General features: G+C 23.8%; 20 protein-coding genes. 14 read left to right on the top strand and 6 right to left on the bottom strand.

What is annotated here, in order from left to right:
* The first annotated feature begins 21 nt into the window (after window positions 1-21).
* The 4 genes from AACL05_RS04305 (at window position 22) to AACL05_RS04290 (ending at window position 4,400) form a co-directional block, all read left to right on the top strand.
* Window positions 22-915, top strand: coding sequence for a hypothetical protein (locus AACL05_RS04305; RefSeq protein ID WP_338985756.1), 894 nt, complete (start codon window positions 22-24; stop codon window positions 913-915).
* Between the two features lie 13 nt (window positions 916-928).
* Window positions 929-2,083: a YitT family protein gene (locus AACL05_RS04300; RefSeq protein ID WP_338960065.1), complete on the top strand. Its 1,155-nt coding sequence runs from the start codon at window positions 929-931 to the stop codon at window positions 2,081-2,083.
* A 151-nt stretch (window positions 2,084-2,234) separates the two neighbouring features.
* Window positions 2,235-3,269, top strand: a complete 1,035-nt coding sequence (locus tag AACL05_RS04295; protein ID WP_338986366.1) for a DUF3137 domain-containing protein — start codon at window positions 2,235-2,237, stop codon at window positions 3,267-3,269.
* A 54-nt stretch (window positions 3,270-3,323) separates the two neighbouring features.
* Window positions 3,324-4,400: a hypothetical protein gene (locus AACL05_RS04290; protein WP_338986364.1), complete on the top strand. Its 1,077-nt coding sequence runs from the start codon at window positions 3,324-3,326 to the stop codon at window positions 4,398-4,400.
* Between the two features lie 65 nt (window positions 4,401-4,465).
* On the opposite strand, the gene AACL05_RS04285 is transcribed toward AACL05_RS04290, so the two are convergent.
* Window positions 4,466-5,416 carry an IS30 family transposase gene (locus AACL05_RS04285; protein WP_338960236.1) on the bottom strand — a complete coding sequence of 317 codons (951 nt, stop codon included), beginning with the start codon at window positions 5,414-5,416 and terminating at the stop codon, window positions 4,466-4,468.
* Window positions 5,417-6,122: 706 nt separating this feature from the next.
* Here AACL05_RS04285 and AACL05_RS04280 point away from each other — a divergent pair.
* From AACL05_RS04280 to AACL05_RS04255, 6 genes are all read left to right on the top strand, one after another.
* Window positions 6,123-6,392, top strand: coding sequence for a hypothetical protein (locus AACL05_RS04280; RefSeq protein WP_338960057.1), 270 nt, complete (start codon window positions 6,123-6,125; stop codon window positions 6,390-6,392).
* 248 nt (window positions 6,393-6,640) lie between these two features.
* Window positions 6,641-7,552, top strand: a complete 912-nt coding sequence (locus AACL05_RS04275) for a hypothetical protein (RefSeq protein ID WP_338986362.1) — start codon at window positions 6,641-6,643, stop codon at window positions 7,550-7,552.
* 4 nt (window positions 7,553-7,556) lie between these two features.
* Entirely contained in the window at window positions 7,557-7,847 is a 291-nt protein-coding gene (locus AACL05_RS04270) for a hypothetical protein (protein ID WP_338986359.1), read from the top strand.
* Window positions 7,848-8,390: 543 nt separating this feature from the next.
* Complete coding sequence (locus AACL05_RS04265; RefSeq protein WP_338986356.1) at window positions 8,391-9,068, top strand: hypothetical protein; 678 nt, start codon at window positions 8,391-8,393, stop codon at window positions 9,066-9,068.
* A gap of 170 nt (window positions 9,069-9,238) precedes the next feature.
* A complete protein-coding gene (locus AACL05_RS04260) occupies window positions 9,239-9,538 on the top strand; it encodes a hypothetical protein (RefSeq protein WP_338986355.1) in 300 nt (99 codons plus the stop codon).
* A gap of 173 nt (window positions 9,539-9,711) precedes the next feature.
* Window positions 9,712-10,563 (top strand): hypothetical protein, encoded by an 852-nt coding sequence (locus AACL05_RS04255; RefSeq protein ID WP_338986353.1) that lies wholly within the window; start codon window positions 9,712-9,714, stop codon window positions 10,561-10,563.
* A 71-nt stretch (window positions 10,564-10,634) separates the two neighbouring features.
* Here AACL05_RS04255 and glpK read toward each other — a convergent pair whose 3' ends face one another.
* The 3 genes from glpK to glpO are packed head-to-tail and all read right to left on the bottom strand — an operon-like array spanning window position 10,635 to window position 14,133.
* Complete coding sequence (gene glpK / locus AACL05_RS04250; RefSeq protein WP_338962994.1) at window positions 10,635-12,203, bottom strand: glycerol kinase GlpK; 1,569 nt, start codon at window positions 12,201-12,203, stop codon at window positions 10,635-10,637.
* 25 nt (window positions 12,204-12,228) lie between these two features.
* Window positions 12,229-13,002, bottom strand: a complete 774-nt coding sequence (locus tag AACL05_RS04245; protein ID WP_338962992.1) for an MIP/aquaporin family protein — start codon at window positions 13,000-13,002, stop codon at window positions 12,229-12,231.
* An 18-nt stretch (window positions 13,003-13,020) separates the two neighbouring features.
* The gene (gene glpO, locus AACL05_RS04240) at window positions 13,021-14,133 is read right to left on the bottom strand and encodes a type 2 glycerol-3-phosphate oxidase (RefSeq protein ID WP_338962989.1); all 1,113 of its coding nucleotides are present in this window, start codon (window positions 14,131-14,133) and stop codon (window positions 13,021-13,023) included.
* Between the two features lie 267 nt (window positions 14,134-14,400).
* On the opposite strand from glpO, the gene AACL05_RS04235 reads away from it, so the two are divergent.
* Both AACL05_RS04235 and AACL05_RS04230 read left to right on the top strand, forming a co-directional pair.
* A complete protein-coding gene (locus AACL05_RS04235) occupies window positions 14,401-15,030 on the top strand; it encodes a hypothetical protein (RefSeq protein ID WP_338962986.1) in 630 nt (209 codons plus the stop codon).
* Window positions 15,031-15,501: 471 nt separating this feature from the next.
* Window positions 15,502-15,663: a hypothetical protein gene (locus AACL05_RS04230; RefSeq protein WP_338962984.1), complete on the top strand. Its 162-nt coding sequence runs from the start codon at window positions 15,502-15,504 to the stop codon at window positions 15,661-15,663.
* A 73-nt stretch (window positions 15,664-15,736) separates the two neighbouring features.
* Here AACL05_RS04230 and AACL05_RS04225 read toward each other — a convergent pair whose 3' ends face one another.
* Window positions 15,737-16,561, bottom strand: coding sequence for an HAD family hydrolase (locus AACL05_RS04225; protein ID WP_338962981.1), 825 nt, complete (start codon window positions 16,559-16,561; stop codon window positions 15,737-15,739).
* A gap of 10 nt (window positions 16,562-16,571) precedes the next feature.
* On the bottom strand, window positions 16,572-16,913 hold the full coding sequence (trxA, locus tag AACL05_RS04220) for a thioredoxin (protein ID WP_338962978.1): 342 nt from the start codon (window positions 16,911-16,913) through the stop codon (window positions 16,572-16,574).
* Window positions 16,914-17,434: 521 nt separating this feature from the next.
* On the opposite strand from trxA, the gene AACL05_RS04215 reads away from it, so the two are divergent.
* Together AACL05_RS04215 and AACL05_RS04210 are read left to right on the top strand one after the other, a co-directional pair.
* Window positions 17,435-18,817: an MFS transporter gene (locus AACL05_RS04215; protein WP_338962976.1), complete on the top strand. Its 1,383-nt coding sequence runs from the start codon at window positions 17,435-17,437 to the stop codon at window positions 18,815-18,817.
* A 260-nt stretch (window positions 18,818-19,077) separates the two neighbouring features.
* A complete protein-coding gene (locus tag AACL05_RS04210; RefSeq protein ID WP_338986352.1) occupies window positions 19,078-20,019 on the top strand; it encodes a rolling circle replication-associated protein in 942 nt (313 codons plus the stop codon).
* The last annotated feature ends 145 nt before the right edge of the window (window positions 20,020-20,164 follow it).

The following is a 20,164-nucleotide window of genomic DNA, read 5'->3' as shown; positions in this document are numbered from 1 at the left end:
AATTAAGGAATGATTATAATTATGAAAAAAATTTTAACATTAATGGGTACTATTGCTTTTGGTAGTGGAATAGTAACGCCAGTTTTAGCTTGTTCTGATCAACAACAAGATAGTATTTTAAAAGCAATTACTAATGGTAATGGTAATTATAATGGTTGAGAAGCAACTTTATCAAAAGTTGGTATTAAAAAACCAGTGGATGTTCCTGTTGATGGTCAAAGACTCGAAAAAGAACAAGTTATTAAAAATGAAGCATTAGAAAACAGTCTTGCACAATCACTTGCCAAATTAATTTTAGATAAAGCAAATATTAAAGAACCAACTTGATTTGATAGTCAATTAGAAGTGGGTACTAAATGTTATTATTTTACGATTGATAATGGCAAAATAGATGAATCAACAAAAGCAAGAACTTGAGATGTTGATGCTTCAACTGGTAGAATTAGTATTAATATTACTTATCAAGTTGGAGTAGTAAATAATGATAAAAGTTTTAAAGTTGAACAATACATAAAAAAAACTTTTAATATAAAATGTTCTTATACACAAAGCGATTACATAGTTTATAGTTGTGTTAGTGATGTTACTAAATTATCAGAACAAATAGTACCAATTAGTGTTGATGAAAAAACTAAACCTGATATTGATAAAACATATGCTGATTTTTCTCAAAAAACTAAAACTTTAGTTCAAGAAGGAATAAGTTTAGCATTAAATAATAATCCTCATGTTAATTCTGTTAATATTAATATCAAAGGAATTGATGGTCAAAAAGTTACAAGTTCTGGTCCTAATAAATTAGAACTTAAAGTTAATTTTGTGATTAGTTTTCAAAATTCATTAATTGACATGTCTTTACCTTCGCCTTATGATGATAGTAATTATGTTCCAACAATACTTCAATTTAATAGTTAAAAAGGAGTTTAATATGTCCAATAATTCAGAAGCAAAAAATAAAGATAAAGAGCCACCGTTAATTGTTGATGCCTTTACTTTTAAAAATATTGGTGTTAAGCAAGAGATCCATTCTTCATGAAAAAACTTTAATTGAAAAATAACTTCCAAAAATTTATTATTAATTTTTATTGGTGCTTTTTTAACAACTGTTTCCTTTTTTTATTTTATTAATCGTGCTGGTTTATATACTAATGGTTTATCAGCTTTTGCACAATTAATAGCTAAATTTATTGCCTTATCTTATAATGGCAGTATTACTGAACAAGAAACAAGCCAAGCATTTTGATTTTATCCAGTATATTTTCTTATTAATGGTCCTATCATTATTTGAGGATTATTCAAGGTTGGATTTCGTTTTACTCTTTATACTATTATTTATTTGTTATTTCAAAACGGAATTAACTTTTTGTTAACATCAATTGATGTTCTTAAAAATTTTCAAGTTTTAGGTAATGAGCCATTAAAAGGTACTACAGATTATTGGCACTTAGTTTTACCACGTACTTTTATTTTTGCTGCTTTAGGTGGATTAATTTATGGTGCTGGTATTGGTATTTTATTTAAAACTGGTGGATCTAGTGGTGGTATGGATTTTATTAGTACTTATATTTCTATGAAACGTAAATATTCAATTGCTACTATTATTAGAAATACTAATATTATTATTGTTGTTATTGTTTTAATTCTTGATGGAACTTTTTTACAGAAAACTAGTCTTGTTGATAATTTTTTAGTTAGACCTTATTTTATGTCAACGCTTGTTTATATTTATGTAGCAGCTTTTGTTATGAATAGAGTTTATCCAAAATATATGTTGATGAGTGTCTTTATTATTTCTAATGAATTAGAGCAAATCCGTAATGATATTTATCGAAATAATTATTTACGTGGTGGTAATGTTTGAAATGTGAAAGGTTTGTATTCAGGTAATGAATATAAAATGATGATGACAACAATGTCATTATTAGAATATAATTTTTTTAAAACAAAAATAGTTCGAATCGATCCTAAAGTTTTTATGGTAGCAGTTCCTGCAAAATATATGCATGGTGGTAATGCAGGTAAACCTCCACAAAATGCACCTGTTAATATTACTGAAATTAATGATTTTTTAGAAAAAAACTAATAATATATATGTTATAATGTAATTAGTTTTATAATAATAGGTTTTTAGACTTCTAAATAGATTATTACATCTATAGTTAGTCTTTTTCTATTTTTTATAAAACAAAATTAGTTATAAACTATATTAAGAATTAAAAAAGAATGGAATAATTATGAAACATAATTTATCGCCAAAGGTTGTAAATGAGATTGTTAATAATATTCATACTGACTATAATAATAGTAGTAATCATTGATGAATTAAATTAATAAATAATCGTTTATGAATTAGTTTATGAATTATTACTACCATTATTGCTCTAATTGCTATTGGTGCTAGTATTGGTATTAACAAATCATCATTTATTAAAAAACCATTTACCATTATTAGTATTATTGGATTCATTGTTGGATTTTTTTTATTAGTACAGAGTTTTGTATTAAAAACTAAAATTCATGAAAAATTAATAGAAGAATTACCAATTATTAACTATTATCAATGAGTTATTAAAGATAATAATTCACAAATGAATTTAACAACTATTAGTGATTATTGAACAATTGAACCACAAGGAAATTTACCTTTAGATGAACAACCTAATTATTATAATTATTGCGAACAAGTAATGATAGGAAGTATTAATGGTCAAAATTTTAACTATGGAAGTATCATTAACCAAAAAGTTATGTATGAAACAAGTTCTGGATATAATAGTGCTGCTCAAGTTATTGAAACAGAAAAAATTACTTGTTATTATACACGTTTTGTTTATTACACAACTATTATTAGGAATAATAATTTTACAATGACATTAACACCACGTAATATATTTTCAAAAAAATTTCGTAGTAAAAAGAAAGTTCAATTAGAATCACATTTATTTGAAGATTTATTTGAAGTAAAATGTGATAATCAAATTAAATTAAGATTAATTTTAGAACCAAAAGTAATGAATTTACTTAATGAATTTGCTTATAGTTTAGGAAATAAGGATTTACCAGTTATTCACATAGAAAATGAACAATTAACATTAAGTTGAAAATATGAATTAGGAAAAAATCCTTATAATGATGGAAAAGGAAAATTGATGGTTTTACCCACTACTACTAATCTTGAAAAGTTTATTAATAAATTATTAGCAATGATTAGTAAAGATATTTTAAATTTAACGCAAGCACAAATGTGAGTTAATAGCTTACAATTATAATAATAATTTATATAAATTACTTTATAATAATTTAAAAATAAGGTAGATAAAATTATGAATAACTATCAATTATTAAAATCAAGTTGAAAATGATTTAACAATAAATATTTGATGCAGACGATCTTATGAATATTGTTAACAATTTGTTTGATTATTTGTGCAATTTTATGAGAAGTTAAAAGTAGTATTTTTAATAAAATTTTAACATTTGATTTTTTTAATAATGCTAGTATTACTGATGAAACTATTATTACTTTAAAAACTTATTTATATATTGCTATTTTTAGTAGTTGTATTGCAAGTAATACTTTAATATTTATTCAAATCAGATGTTGAATGAAAAAATATATTGAAAATAAATATAAGGTAATTTCAAATTTTGAAAATAATTTCTTTATTTTTAAAGCTTTATTAGTATTAAATGTTGCTAGAAACATTACTTATATTTTTTGTTTTACTAATGTTTTTACCACATTATTTGTTTTAACTTATTGATTTTGTTATTTTATTATTTATATTATTTTAGAAAAAATATTAGAAGAAAAAAATCAGATTCTTGGTAATCATTGATGAAAAGATATAGAAAAACGATCATTATTTATTATTTTAGGTTTTGAAGTTTTATATTTAATTGTAAAAAATTCAATTTTGAATTTTACTAAGGGTGCTATTAACATTGATCAAGTTTTAAAGTACTTTATTCCCGCTAGTTCTTTAGCATTAATATTAGCAGTCTTTATTCAAAGTTTAGTTAAAAACGATGTTAAAACTATTTTAAAAAATATTAAAGATGTTAAAACCAAAGTTGATGATTTTAAAATATTTTATAATTGAGATTATAAAAATATCATTAGTGATTTTCTATTTGTTAAAGAAGCACCAATAATTATTCGAAATGAATTAAAACAAAAAGTATTAACTAATGAAGAAAAAAATAAAATATTTGAACTTTTACATGAAATTTATCAATTTCTAATATTTGTTGAAAAACAAAATATTAAAGTTAGTGAGTTGAAATATATTTATTATCATTTATTTTATGAAATAACAGATCGCGTTGAAATTTCACAAATTAAAAATAGAATTATTAATACAAAAAAGAAAAATTTGAAGATAATACTAAAAAAGTAGTGATTATCTAAGGAAGTTTATTATGAAAAAAATATTAAAAAGCTAAATTGTAAAGGTAAGTGCAACTAAATTATTTTTCTATCCAAATATTCGATTGGTGAAAGATAATTTAGTATTTTTCTTGGTCTTTGGTTTAAAGACAATATAAATTTATGAACTTCATTTTTATTAGTTTTTGAAAAAATAAATTTTTTAGGAAATTTTTCTCTAATTAAACCATTAGTATTTTCATTAGTACCTCTTTGTCAAGGTGAATATGGATTGGCAAAATAAATTTTTATATCTAAATTTTTTTCAAGTTGTTGTCAATTTGAAAATTCTTTGCCACGATCAAAAGTAATAGTTTTAACAATGTTTTTAGGAAGAATTGATAAATAATAACTAACATTTTTATTAATAACTTTAGTAGTTCTGTTTTTAACTAATATTGCTAAAGTAAATCGTGATACTCTTTCAACTAAAGTTATTAAACATGATTTGCTTTTACCTCGTGATGATACTATAGTATCTCCTTCTCAATGACCAAGTGTTATACGATCATTAACATTTATATCTCGTTCTTTAATTGATTTACCATTAAACTTGCCACGATTTTCTTTAGATTTTCGTTTTTTACCTTTTCTTCTTAAATTTTTACTAGTAACTTTATCAAGCATTCCAAAATAAATTCAAGTATAAATTGTTTTAAAACTAATAACTCACTCTTTATGAAAATTTTTAATTCTGCCATAAATTTGTTCAGGTGATCAACCTAATAGTAATTTTTGTTGTACATATTTTACTAAATTCTTATTTTTAAACTTATGAAAACTAATATGTGATTGTTTTCGATTTTCAGCTTTATTTTGTGCAATTAATGAAAAATAATGATTATTATCTTTATTTCTATTAATTTCTCGAATAATAGTACTAATACTTCGATTAAGATTTTTAGCTATTTCACTAATTTTAAATTTAAATTTCAATTGATTCTCAATATAAATCCTTTCATCTATGCCAAGATGTTTATAACTCATATAAAAACTCCTTACTTTTTTCTAAACTAAATTTAGCATTATGAAATTTTTATATGAGAATTTTTTGCAATTTTATTTACTTGCACTTACAAGTATAACTCAGCAAAATTATAAGTGTTTTTGCATTTACTAGTATTACTAGTATTAATATTAGCGCATGTGATGTTTTTCACAATTCATCAGTTGATTATCAGCAATTATTAGAAGATGCTGCAAATTTAATTGCTAATAATACTTATCCCAATTTTACTAATTTTTTAAAACCCGAAAATAAAACTCATGTTTCTGATTTTAAAAAATTAATTGAAGACAATATTTGGAACTTGTTTAATACTGCTCCAGAAGATTTTAGTAAAATTACTTATGAAATTACTAATGGTCAAGATGAAATAAAAAAATTAATAGTACTAACATTAAAATTCATTTAACTATTTATAATAATTCTGCAGTAAAAGATTGTAGTTTTAATGCTAATTTTAGTCCATTACAAGATTATATAAATGAAAAATTAGAACCATTAGTTAATGGAACACAATATTTATCAATTAATAAAAAGGATAGTGGTGGATTTTATAATGATTTAGTTACTGCTGGTGCTACTTTTGAAAGAGAAGAAAAAAATCAAAAAGAACAATATTTAAGAAATAATTCAGATGCAGCTGAAAATTTTTGAAAATCATTTCAAGAGTGAATTCCTTCTGAAGAAGTGAAAAACCCTTTACTTGATAATATTTTAGTTCCATTGTTAAATTTTATTCCAAAAAAACCCGTTACTTGGTTAACTTTTGATAATTTTAAACCATATTTGTTAAATGCTGGTGGATATAATAATGTTATTGCTATTACTGGTAATAAAAAATTTGGTGATAAATATTATGATTATATAAAAATTGGATTAGAGGATAAAAATTCAAAGGATATTGCTTTTGGTAATAAATATGAAGGTTTAACTTTTATTTTTACTACTAATAGTTAATTAATAAATTTTTAGTTCCTTTTTGAAAAGATAAAAATTAATAATAAAAATTACTTTTATAACTATTTTTGTTTTAAAAAAATTAAAAAAATATAGACAAGTTATAAAACACATACTATTATTTTTTCATACCTTTTTAGGTTAAATAATATATGCGACTAAAAGAAGTAGTTTCACATAATAATTATATTACTGTAAGCTACTTTTTATTTTAAAAAAGTAGCAACTTAAAAAAAATATTATTATATATGAAAGAAGTGTTTAAAATGTCTCCTTTATTTATAGGTAATCAAAATCCTAATATTCGTAGAATGTCTGATGATAGTGCAATAAGTTTATTGGGTTCAAGTGGTGATTTTTCTAGCATATCTAATAGTAGTACAATATCTATTTTTGAAGAAACTGCTATTAAAGAAAACAAATATTTATCAAAAATAACTAAACTTTTAGGTAAAAATATTACTTTTATTGTTGCTCTTTCTGGTAATATCACTGCTCAAATGATAATTAGTACTACTGTTGCTAAAACACCATGAAATTGACAAACTATTAAGGATAGTTTGATATTTAGTGGTATACTTATTGGTTGTGATACAGCTATTGAACCTTTTATTTTTGATTCAATCGAAAATATTGAAAATTGAGTTATAGATAAATGAAAAAACAATGAAAATAATATTAATGTAGGAAAAGAAATAATAAAAGTTATTCCTTTCTTATTATTTTTAAGTTATTCTGGTGTAATTTTGGATAGAGCTTCTAATAATATTTTAAATAGTTGAATTTCAATGGAAATTCTTGAACAGACAACTATTGAATTTATTAGTTATGTGTTAAATATGACTTTTCATGGTGCAATCATTTCTAGGATAGAAAAAGTAATAAAATTAGGTTGAGAAAAAGTTAAAAGTTTATTTAATAACAATATTAATGATATAGAAAATCAACTTCTTAATAGTGAACAAAATAGTGATGAAAATAGTAATTTTTTTTATAAAAATATTTTACCATTATTTTTTATACCACCAATATCAATGGCTATAACATGAGGTACTGAGAATTATATATCTAATCAAGAATTTACTTGAAAAAAAACTGTCAACAGATGCTCCAAAAGTTATTGGTGGTATAACTCTTTCTCTAGTTTCATCTTTACTTAATTGTATGGTTAATAAAGAAGGAATACCATTTCTTCCAAAACTGAGTACTGTTATAGATACTATTAAAAGATGAACTGGTTATCAACAAAATAATGGTAATATTGAACAATCAGTAACATCATGTCAATCCTCTATTAATGATTCTTGTTTAATAGATGTTTTTAGTGAATTAGAAAGTATTGAAGAATTTTCTAGTGTTATTGGACAATTATGTAATGAAGAAGAATGAAATTTTGAAAAATCAAAACTATCTTTTGAAAGTGATGAAGAATTTTTTGATGCTGTTGAAGAGTAGAAAGTAGATAGTAATTTTGGATCTACTACTAAGCCAAGAAATAACTATGGAACATTCAATAACTATTGTGAGGGTACAAATTCTTTGGATGGTGGAATTAGTAGTTCAATTCTTAAAACAGAGTTTGAACAATCATTTCTTTCAAAGCCACGCTCATTTACTATATAAAACAGTATATAGTAAATGTATAATAATATTTCTATATTATATAATTATGTGATTTTGAAATTTAATAAATCAAAAAAAGTATTTTAGTAAATTAAAGTACTTTTTTTATTGTATATTTATTTTTTCAATTATAAATTTAAATTGGGATTTAATCAAAATACCATATAATTCAATATTATTTTATACTTTTTTAAATTTACAATTGTTTATATTAAATAAAATTAAAAAAATTATATTTTTGATGAATCTTAATATTGGTACAAGGAAACTACTAATATAAATTAGAACTATTCTGATATTTTTATTTTTAAATTTAATTAAAAATCAGATTATAAAAAATGTTATTTTTAACATATATAGAAGGAGAAAAAATCAATGTATACTAGTGATGAAGAAAATATTTCTATAGAAGATTTACAAAAGCAACTAGAAAAAATTACTCAAGAAAAAGAGGAAGTTCAATCTAAATTAGATGAAACTAGTAAGGCTAAAGAAGAAGTAGAGTCTAAGTTAGAAGAAGCTAATAAAGAAATTGATAATGCTAATGATAATGAAAAAATAAAAGAATTAGAAATTAAATTAGAAGAAGCGAATAAAGAAAAAGAAAATATAAGTAAAGAAAAAGAGGAAGTTCAATCTAAATTAGATGAAACTAGTAAGGCTAAAGAAGAAGTAGAGTCTAAGTTAGAAGAAGTTAATAAAGAAGTATCTAAATTAAAAGAAGAAATTAAAAACTGTAGTGATAATGAAAAATTACAAGAACTAAAAAATAAGTTAGAAGAAGCTAATAAAGAAATTGAAAAATTAAGAAAACAATTAAATGAAAAAGATAATAATGAAATAAAACCTAATCCTAAAATTGAATTATTAAAAGAGAAATTAGAAAGACTTGAAAAGAAATTAAATGAAAAGGAAAAAGAAATTCAAAATATTAAAAATGATCCAGAGTCATTAGAGGACTTAGAAGCTAATATAGAAGAAAAAGAAGCTATTGAAAAACAAATCAATAGTGTTAAAAAACAATTGGAAATTTTAATAAAAGAAAAAAAATAAGATTCATTTAATTAATTGTCAAATTTTACAAGAGCAATTAAAAGAAATAAATGAAAAACTTGATAATTGTCAATCTAATGAAAAAAATGATAATAGTCAATGTTGTGAAACAATTAATAAAAAAATGGATCAACTTCTAAATTATAATAATGATAAATCTATGAAAGAAATTGAGAAAGTGAACCAAAAATATTGAAGAAAAGAATAAACAAATTAAAGAATTAGAAGCAAAAATAAATAATAATAATACTAATAGTCAAGAAATTAAAGATAAGTTAAGTGAATTAGAAAATAATAAAAATAATTTAATTAAAGAAAAAGAACAATTTGTAAAAGATGCTGATTATGATAAAGCAGCTAAAATTGATAAAGAAATTAAAGATTTAGAACAAAAACAAAAAGATTTAGAAAAAGAACTTTTAGAAAATAATAAAAAAGAACTTGAAAAAAAGAACTTCAAGAAAAAATAATTAAAATTCAATCAAAACTTGAACAAATAAAAAAAGAAAAAATAGATTTAGAAGAAAAGATAAATAATAATAGTAACAATAATATTTGTTCTAAAGAAGAAGTTATTGGTGAATTTACTATTACAAAGGTAACCACAATTGAAGAATTTAATAGTACTAATAGTATTAGAGAAATGATTGCTAATAAAATAAAAAATCTTTATCCTAGCGCTGTTATTAATGAAGATTACAAAATTGAATTTGAAAATTTAAGTACTAATGATATTGTACAAGGAAAAGAATTAAAAATAAAAATTAAACCAACAAAAAATAGTAAAGTAAAAGAAGAATTAAATTTTATAGTTAAAATTAATTATAAATATGATGCCGAAGAACAAAAAAGAGCAGCAACTGGTATTTTAAGAAAAGCAATACCCACAGAATTTTGAAATGATAGAAAAAATAATAAATATCTTGCAATTTGACGTGCTGAAGGTCGATATGCAGCAGTAGCATCAATGATTCAAAATGTTAGACCATTACCTATATTATTAAGCGAACCTCATTTTGCAAGTAAAATTATAGTTGAAACATTTGCAGCTAGTTATTGAACTAATTATCATACACAATTTTGAGGATTATGAGTAAATGCTGATAATGGTTATTGACCTCAATATACTACTATACCTAGTTCAGATGATACTAATAAGATAAAAAATGTTAAAATTCTTTCTGAATTAAATAATACTTATTTTAATAAATTATTCTTTGTTATTGAAAAATATTTAAATGATTCAGGTATTAAATGTCGTATTTCTAAAAAAGCAGTAAAAGATTGATATTCTAGTTTATATTTATATGGAGTTGGAAATATTCAATTTAATAATCAATATGACGATTATGATAATGGCAAAAAACGACAATATTATATTCAAGTTAATTTTGATGTTTTATTCTTTGATAATAATGATTCTTCTTCAGATATTTCACAAGAGTTTGCTGGAGTAGTATTTACTTTAATTGATGAATTAGATTTATATTCTTAACAACTAAAAAAACAAAATAAAATAATTAAGTAAATTTACTTAATTATTTTATACTGTCAATTCAGTTATTTTTATTTAATAGAAGTAGTTCAACCACGTGTTCTTTTAACTGCTTCTTGTCAACCCTTATAAAAAGTTTCTGCTTTTTTTTCTGTCATCATTGGTTTATATTCTTTTTCAATTTTATTTATTTTTTTAATATCATTAATATTTCAAAATCCAATTGCAAGTCCTGCTAAGTAAGCAGTACCCATTGCTGTAGTCTCAGTATTTTTAGGTTTAATTAAATTAGTACGACTAATGTCACTTTGGAATTGCATAATATATGAATTATTACTTGCTCCACCATCAACTTTAATCTTAATTTTTAAATCTTTTAAATCTTTATTTAATTTAACATCTGCTTGCATTGCCAGAATAACATCTTGTGACTGATAAACTAATGATTCAATGGTACCTTTAACAATATGTTCACGTTTCGTACCACGTTCTAAACCAAATATAGCACCACGTGCTGTTGAATCTCAATAAGGGGCACCCAAACCAACAAAAGCAGGTACTACATAAATACGTTGTTCTTCTTTAGGATCAACAATTTGTGAATATCATAGACTTTCATCGGAACGATATAACATTCGTAATTGATCACGTAAAAATTGAACAGCAGCTCCTGCAATAAAAACTGAACCTTCTAAAGCAAAAACTGGTTCTTCGCCTGATATTTGATAAGCAATAGTGGTTAGTAAACCTTGTTTTGAAAAAAGAGGAGTATTTCCAATGTTCATTAAAATAAAACAACCAGTACCATAAGTATTTTTGATTTCACCAGGTGTTAAACATAATTGACCAAATAATGCAGCTTGTTGATCACCAATTGCAGCAGTAATAGGAATTTCTTGCTCATCATTTTGGAATAACATTCCTTTATAAGTAGTTCCAATTTTACCTGAACTGGGAACTACTTCTGGTAGCATATTTTTAGGAATATCAAATAATTCTAGTAATTCTTCATCTCATTTTTTAGTATTAATGTTGAATAACATTGTTCGTGAAGCATTTGTAATATCAATAACATGTTTAGTTTTTTCAACATTATTTTCAATACCATTTGTCATTTTATAAATTAATCAACTATCAATAGTACCAAAAGCTAGTTTTCCTTTTTTTGCTAATTCACGTGCATTTTTAACATTATCTAAAATTCATTTTATTTTAGTAGCAGAAAAATAAGAATCAATTAGTAAGCCGGTTTTTTTATGAATTTTTTCTTTTCATCCTTTTTTTGTTAACTCTTCACAGTAATCTGCTGTTCTGCGATCTTGTCAAACAATAGCGTTATAAATTGGTAAACCTGTATCACGATTTCATACTACTGTTGTTTCACGTTGATTAGTAATACCAATTGCTTCAATTTGATTAGATTTAATATTACTTTTATTTAAAGCTTGTTGCATTGTTGTTAATTGATTATTTCAAATTCCAAGTGCATCATGTTCAACTCAACCTGATTGAGGGGGGTAGTGCTGAGGTATATCAATTTGATGGATACCAGTAATTTTTCCTTCTTTATCAATAATTAAAGTACGACAACTAGATGTACCTTCATCTAATGCCATAATATATTTTTTTTCTTCTGACATATTATTTATCCTTTCTGTACTTTTATTAAAGTATTTCAATTACTTGAATTAAACCACCAGCAATAATTGCTCCTAAAATTGGTCCAATAACAGGCACTGGAGCATATTTTCAATCAGAACTTCCTTTATTTGCTATTGGTAAAATAGCATGAATAATTCTTGGTCCTAAATCTCGAGCTGGATTAATAGCAAAACCTGTTGGTCCACCAATAGCAAGTCCAATAACCATAACACCAATACCAACAGTCGCAGGTCCAGTAATAAACGCAGAACCACTATTAAATATTTTATAATTAATAACTAAATTTTTAATACCAATAGTAGCACAAACAATCATAACTAGCATAAATGTTCCAATAATTTCTGTTATAGTATTTCAAATATAACTACGTTCGGCTGGGGCTGTTGCAAAAGTTGCTAAAATTTTATTATTATCTTCAGTAATGTTATATTGTTTAAAATATGCTAAGTAAACAACTAATTGTCCTAACATTGCACCTAAAAATTGAAATAAAATATAAAATGGAATATAAAGGAAGTTTTCCCCAATAAAAGCTGTTTTTTTATTAGCAACTCATAATCCAATAGTAACAGCTGGATTTAAATGTGCTCCTGAAATTCCACTTAACATTGCAGCAATAGCAACAGCAAATCCTCATCCAGTACAAATAACAAGCCAACCGCTATTTTCTCCATTTGTTTTTTTTAATAAAACGTTAGCAACAACACAATTTCCTAGTAAAATTAGGATAAATGTGCCAAATAGTTCACCAATAATTACTTGTGAGACTTCTGACATAATATTTTCCTCCTTAAATTAAATATTTTTTATCATATTTGCTACTAGTAAAGCAATTGCTGGTGCTGAACTTAGACCTGGTGATTTAATACCAGCAACATTAATAAAGTTAGGATTATTACTAGCAAATTTTATGAAAAAATCATCAGTTTCAACACAAATTGCTCGTGAACCACTAATTACTTTACAAGTTTTATTAATATTTAAAGTTGGAATAATTTTTAGACCAATTTTATTAATAAGTTCAATATCTTCAATTGTAATTAATCTAGTATCACTTTTCGGTACATTTTCATGAGAAGTAGGACCCACCAAGATATGACCATCAAGCATTGGGGCAACTATTACTCCTTTACCATGAATAGTAGGTATCATAAATAGAATGTGATTATTTATAATATGATTTTCGGTTTTTTCAAGAATACAATACTGTCCTCTTCTAGTTTTTAAAGTGAAATCTTGACAATTTATTAACTTTGCAATATCATCAGCATAATGACCAGCAGCATTAATAATATATTTTGAAGTAAAAGTTACTTTTTTTTGCTTATTTAAACAAGTAACTCGAAAACCTGAATTTAATGTTTCAATATTAATTACTTGATGATCAACTTTTAGTTGTCCTTTATTTTTAATCATGCGATTAATTAAAGATTGTGTTAATAATACTGGATCAACAGCATATGAAGCAAAACAAAGTAGTGCACTAGTAACTTTTGGATTAACATTAGGTTCTAATGAAATTACTTCTTCTCTTGTTAATATTGATAATTCTTTTTTAGCAAGACCATTAGTAATACCGCGTGCATATAATGTTTGTATTTCTGAGTTTTCTTCTTTGCTAAAAGCAAGTATTAAAGAATCAATTTTTTTTCATGGAAAATCTAAATTTTTAAATCAATCATTTTCATATAATTTTCTGCCCTCTAGATTTAATTTAGCATTTAGTTTTCCTGGTGTTGGATCAAATCCACCATGAATGACTCCAGAATTTCCTTCTGATGTTTCTTGGGCAATTCTTAAATTTTTTTCTAAAATAACTACTTTTAAGTTTCTTTTTGATAATTCATCACTAATAGCAGCACCAATAACACCAGCACCAATTGTAATAACATCAAAATCAAATTCCATTACTTTCACCTCTCTCTAAACATCATTAAGAACAAAAGTTCTATCTGTGTATAGTTTAATTATAATATATTTTTTTATTATTAACTTAATTCCAAATATTAGGTTAATTTTTAGACATTTTTAAATGAGATTTTATTAAAAAAATAAGAAAAATTTGTGTTATATTATAAATAACTATATAAGTTCAATATCGTTATAATTTTAATGAGTATATATAAAAAGATATCTAATTATTAAAATTGTATTATTTAAAAGGTAGGTATATGAATGAAACAATTACTAATGACATTAAGTACATTAACAACATTAATTTTAACAAGTAATACTATTATTAATAGTATTAATGATAATATTGTTAATAACAGTAGCTTAACAAATAAATCATCAATAAAGAATTCTACAAATTCATTATTTAATAATCAATGAAATGTTTTAGATACTAGTGATTGAATTACTAACCAATCAATAACTGATTATAAGTTTTACAGTTATGATACTTCAGCATTAAAAAATTATACTTTTGCCAATGCTCAAAATACTTTTTTAGTAGATACAACAGGTAATCTAGTTTATAATACCAAAGTCATTGTTCCTGATAAAGATAAATCAGATATTGAAAATACTAAACAAGAAATGAATAATACTAAAAAAGTAACTACTATTAAAGATACATATAATCCATATAATAAAAGTAAATATAGTACTTCTTATTTTAGTGGTGATAATCAAGATTGAAAGTTAATTCAGCAAGGTGGAATTGAAAAACACATTGATATTTCACAACAAGCAGGTGCTGATAAAGTTGAACATAGTGATAATTTAAGTGAAACATTGGGTCTATATTATATTGCTAAAGCAACATTATCTAATAAAATTGATAGAACGATTGCTCAATAATTAGCTAATTATTTTATTAGTCAAAGTAGTTTAAAAGAACAAATTAATAATGAATTAGTTACTAAAATTATTGATTTAATTATTGATAATAAAGATATTTATAATTTTATTTATAATCTACCATTTAATATTAGCGACAAAAACTATTCATTAAACTATATTTTTGATAATGATAATATTACACAAAATGTAAATTTTAATTATACTACTAATTATAATGGAACAGATTCTACAAATGTTTATAATAGTGAGCAAAAAAATATATTTTCAAATTGAACTAACTATGCTAAATCTTGGGATGACTTTACTACTTTATTTCCTAGTATAAGCTTTGATAATAATTCTTTTATTTCTGCTGGTGATTCAAGTCAAAGTACTCAAAAACATAATATTAAAATTAGCACAAAAGATATAACAGAAGCGATTGATAATTCTGCTAAAATTCAAAATAATTTTTCTGTAAGTGGTTTTATGTGACATGCATATATTAATTCATCTGTTTTTATTTGACATGATTTTTCTGGTATTTATATTAAATTTTGAATTGGTGAAGATTCATTTTTTTATAATGATAGTCTTACTTTTTCTATAGTATTAGATAAAACTACTTTTAATAATTCAATGAATAGTTAGTTTATATTAAAAGAATGTAAATTTGAAAAATATTTATTTAATAATAAATTATATTAGAAAATTAAACTATTATTTATTCAAACTCTGATTTAGGAAATACATATTTATCGATAGCTTTTGCAACACCACCACAAGTATTTTTACTAGTAACATCATATGCTATTTCTTTTAAATTAGGATGAGCATTTTGCATTGCAATACCATATTTAGCCCACTTTATTAATTTATAATCATTCATACCATCACCACAAGCTAGTACTTGGTCAGGAGTAATATTTCATTTTTTGCATAAAAATTGTACAGCAGCAGCTTTATTAACACCAATTGGATTAATTTCGATAACACTATGAGAAGAAGTAGCAAGTTCTAAATCTTTTATAGTATTTAATTGTTCTAAAATTGGATTAACTTGTTTTTTCTTTTTACAAAATAATAAAATTTTATACATACCCTCATCGGTATTCTCATCAATTTGTTTAGTTGGTAGGTTATTAAAATTTTCCATAATTTTAACTTTTAGTGATCTGCGATTAATTAAGCCTGTTTTATTATCGGTACTATATCCTCACATTGCTAAATTATTTTTATTAGCAAATTTAACTATTGTTTGTATTTGCTCTTTTGTTAATGATTTTTCATACAATATATCTAATCTATTATCATTAGTAATATCAAGGATGTTACCACCATTATAACAAATAATATGACCGGTTTTTTCGTGCATTAAACATGCTTTTGCAATATCAATGGTTGAACTTGGTGCTCTTCCTGTTGCAATAATAACTTTAATATTTTTTTGATATGCTTTTTGAATTGCAATTAGATTTTTAGGATGAATTTTTCATCTACTTTTTAGTAAAGTTCCATCTAGATCAAGAACAATTAATTTAATAGCCATTATAAATACCTTATTTTCCCATTTCTTCGATAATATTAGTCATATCTTTTTCAGAAACTAAACCAAAAGTTTTTTTAACTTCTTTTCCTTCTTTATTAAAATAAATTAATGTTGGAATTGATTGAATTTCATACTCTTTTGCTAGTTCTTTAGCTTTGTCAACATCAACTTTAATAAAATTAATATTTTTGTGTTTTTCGTCATTAGCAACATTTTCAAATCTCGGCCCTAACATTTTACAAGGACCACATCATTCTGCTGAAAAATCAATTACTGTTATTTTTTTTGATTGTAAAAGTTGTTCAACTTCTTTTATAGAATTAATATGTTGTATTTTGCTTTCATTATGCATGTGTTCACTACCTTTTCTTTTAATTTATTTTATGGTTTAATTCTATCATTAGTTTTAATTTTTAAAACATTAAACGATAAAATAATTTTTTTAATTTTAGTTATTACTATATAAATATTTATAATTTTTTTAGAATAAATTCATAAGAAAATTGTAAATTATTTTGTTTAAAATTAAAGAAATATCTTTTCAATTTTAGAATATATCTGTTATAATCTGAAATATATAGGTTAGGACTAAACAATTTGAGAAGGGGATAAATAAATTATTAGTATATTTTATAAAACTGTTTAATAAATAAATGTAAATGAATTTTAAAGGTGTAGAGTTAATATTTATTTATGGTATTTCAAAAAAATAGTTTGGTATAGAGTTATTTTTTAATTTTTAATATTATTTATTTTTCCACAAAAACAAAAATTGTAAAAACCTATGTGTTAAAGTATGTTTATATTAAGTTTTTAAGAGCAGGTTATTTGGGTTACTATAATTTATGCATCCTTTTAGAAGGAGAGTAAAAAATGTCTGTTTTTAATAGACTTGCATGTGTTTTTAAGCCACCTGCAAAAAAAGAAATTTTTAGTGAAGACTTAAAGCAAGTTAATAAAAAATTTATTATTTTACGTAATCAAGTTTTTGGTTTTAGCATTTTATCATATATTCTTTACTACTTTACTCGTCAAGCGTATACAGTAGCGGGTTCTGCTTTAGAAAGCAATGGTAGCATAACTAAAATGGAGTATGCTTTAATGGGAACAATTTTTGCGGTTGTTTATGGTGGTGCTAAATTTATTATTGGAAATGTCGCTGACCGTAGTTCAGGAAGAGTAATCATGATTGTTGGATTATTTGTTTCTTCTATTTTAAATATTATTATGGGTGGTGTAGTTGCTTTTGCTGGAACTAAAATTAGTGTTGGCCCATTTGTAATGATGTTGAGTTTGATTGCGATGTTGGCTGTTTTCCAAGGTATGGGTTGACCAGCTACAGCTAGACTATTTTCTCATTGATTTACTGATAAAGAACGTTCAGGACGTATTGGAATTTGAAACTCAGGACAAAATATTGGTGCTGCTTTATTACCAGTTGTTGTTATTTCTTTAGTAACAGTACTTGATCCGGGTGGAACAATTTATGGTTTATATTTTTGAATTCCTAGTATTTTTGCTTTAGCTATGATTCCATTATGTTTATGAGGATTACGTGATCGCCCCGAAGCAGAAGGGTTACCTACTGTTGAAAAATGAAAAGGTGTTCTAGAACATAAAGAAGAAAAAGCAGAACTTAATTGAAAAGAAATTTTTGTAAAGTATATTTTAAAAAATAAATTTTTATGAATATTAGCATTTGCTAATATTTGAGTATATGTTGTACGACAAGGACTGGCAGGATGAACATTAATTTTAATGAAAGATGTTCATGGTTTAGATTTAAAACATAGTAAATGATTTGCTGCCTGTTTTGAATTATCTGGTTTATTTGGTGGTATTTCTGCAGCATATTTTGCTAAGTGATTTTTTAATAATCGTAAAGCACCATTAATGATATTTGGATTATTAATTGCACTTTGTGGACTGGTTTTATTGCAAGTTGCTCCTCGTGGTAATATGCCTATGCTTATTACTGCTTTAATGATTGCTGGTTTTGGTGTTTATATGCCACAAGCAATGATTGGTGCTACTGCTATTGAACTAACAAATAAGAAAGCAGCTGCTACTGCTTCAGGATTTACAGGATTATCTGGTTATTTTCTTGGTGATGCTCTTTTTTCAAAAGTAGTAATTGCTGGTATTGGTAATGAAAACTGAGATTATGTATTTTATTACTTTTATGGTTGTATTGTTGCTGCTATTATTTCATTAGCTTTACTATGAACAAAAAATCAAGATAATAAAATATTATAAAAATATTATTAAATTAGCACCCTTATTATGGTGCTAATTTTTTTATTTAAAATGATATTTTAATAATAAAATTAATAAAATTTTATTGATTTTCAAAGTTGCGGTGTTATAATAAATTTAATTAAGTAACGTTTTTCTTTTATTTTGTTTATAGTTATATTTTATATAATTATGTGTTATTATATTTTTGTATTAATCAATTAATCAATAATTAACTATTTAAGCATTTATGCTTCACTCGAAAGGTAGTTTTTTTTGTTATGCAACAAGATTTTTATATTAAAAAGGTTTTTTATGCTTGTTATGTGAAAAATATAGTGTTACCTATTTCATTTTTGAGTAATATTGGAAATAAAAAAGGTAAATGTTATGTTGGTAATAAACAAAAATTGAAAAATAGTACTGTTCGTGCAAAAAATAATTTAATTCAAAAAGCATTACATAATTTTTATGATAGTAAAATAATGAGTTTTGTTACTTTAACCTATAAAGATAATATGCAAGATATTAAAAAGGCTAAAAAAGATATTGGCTTATTTTTTATTAAATTAAAAAAATGATGAAATGACCCTAAACGTTTAAAATATTTAGGTGAATTAAAGTATTTTTATGTTTATGAATATCAATCTCGTGGAGCAGTTCATTTTTATATAGTTTTTAATAGAAAAGTACATAAAAGTATGTTATTAGAATGATGAACTCATGGTTTTAGTGATTTAAAAGTAGTTAAAAAAGGAACTAATGAATTTGTTATTAAATATTTAGGAAAATATGTTACAAAAGCATTTGATGATGTTAAGTCTTTAAATCAAGTGGATGTAGGCATTAAAGCATATGCTTTTAGTCGTAATTGTAAAAATCCTATTGTAATTAGTGGTATTAAGAAAATAACAATTCAAGATATAATTAAAGCAAGTTTTAATGCTACAAATGTGTTTTATTTTAAAACTCCAAAAGATAGTGATGGTAATACTATTTTAACTGGTGGTATTATTGAAAGTACTGTTGTAAATGATTATTTTAAGGATTATGAAGATTATGAACGTTATTTATATTTAAGTGCTTTATCACATAAATACTATTTACGAACTAGTGAAATTGGCTATTTAATTCATAAAGATAAAGATGTTTTAACTTGGTTAGATAAAGTATTTGGTGATAAGGTTGAAAAAATAATTTTTGGTAATAAAAAGTTAAATTAAATTTTAATTATAATACTTGTATATATATATATATATATATATAATGTTATTTGTAATTATGCTTTTATTCGAGTGAAAGTATAATTACGTTTTTTTATACTTTTTTTATTTTTTATGTTATTATTTATACAAATATTTATTTGCT

The sequence above is a fragment of the Spiroplasma endosymbiont of Thecophora atra genome (assembly GCF_964019735.1).
GTDB lineage: Bacteria > Bacillota_I > Bacilli_A > Mycoplasmatales > VBWQ01 > Spiroplasma_E > Spiroplasma_E ixodetis_A.
This window is presented reverse-complemented; position numbering and strand designations above follow the sequence as displayed.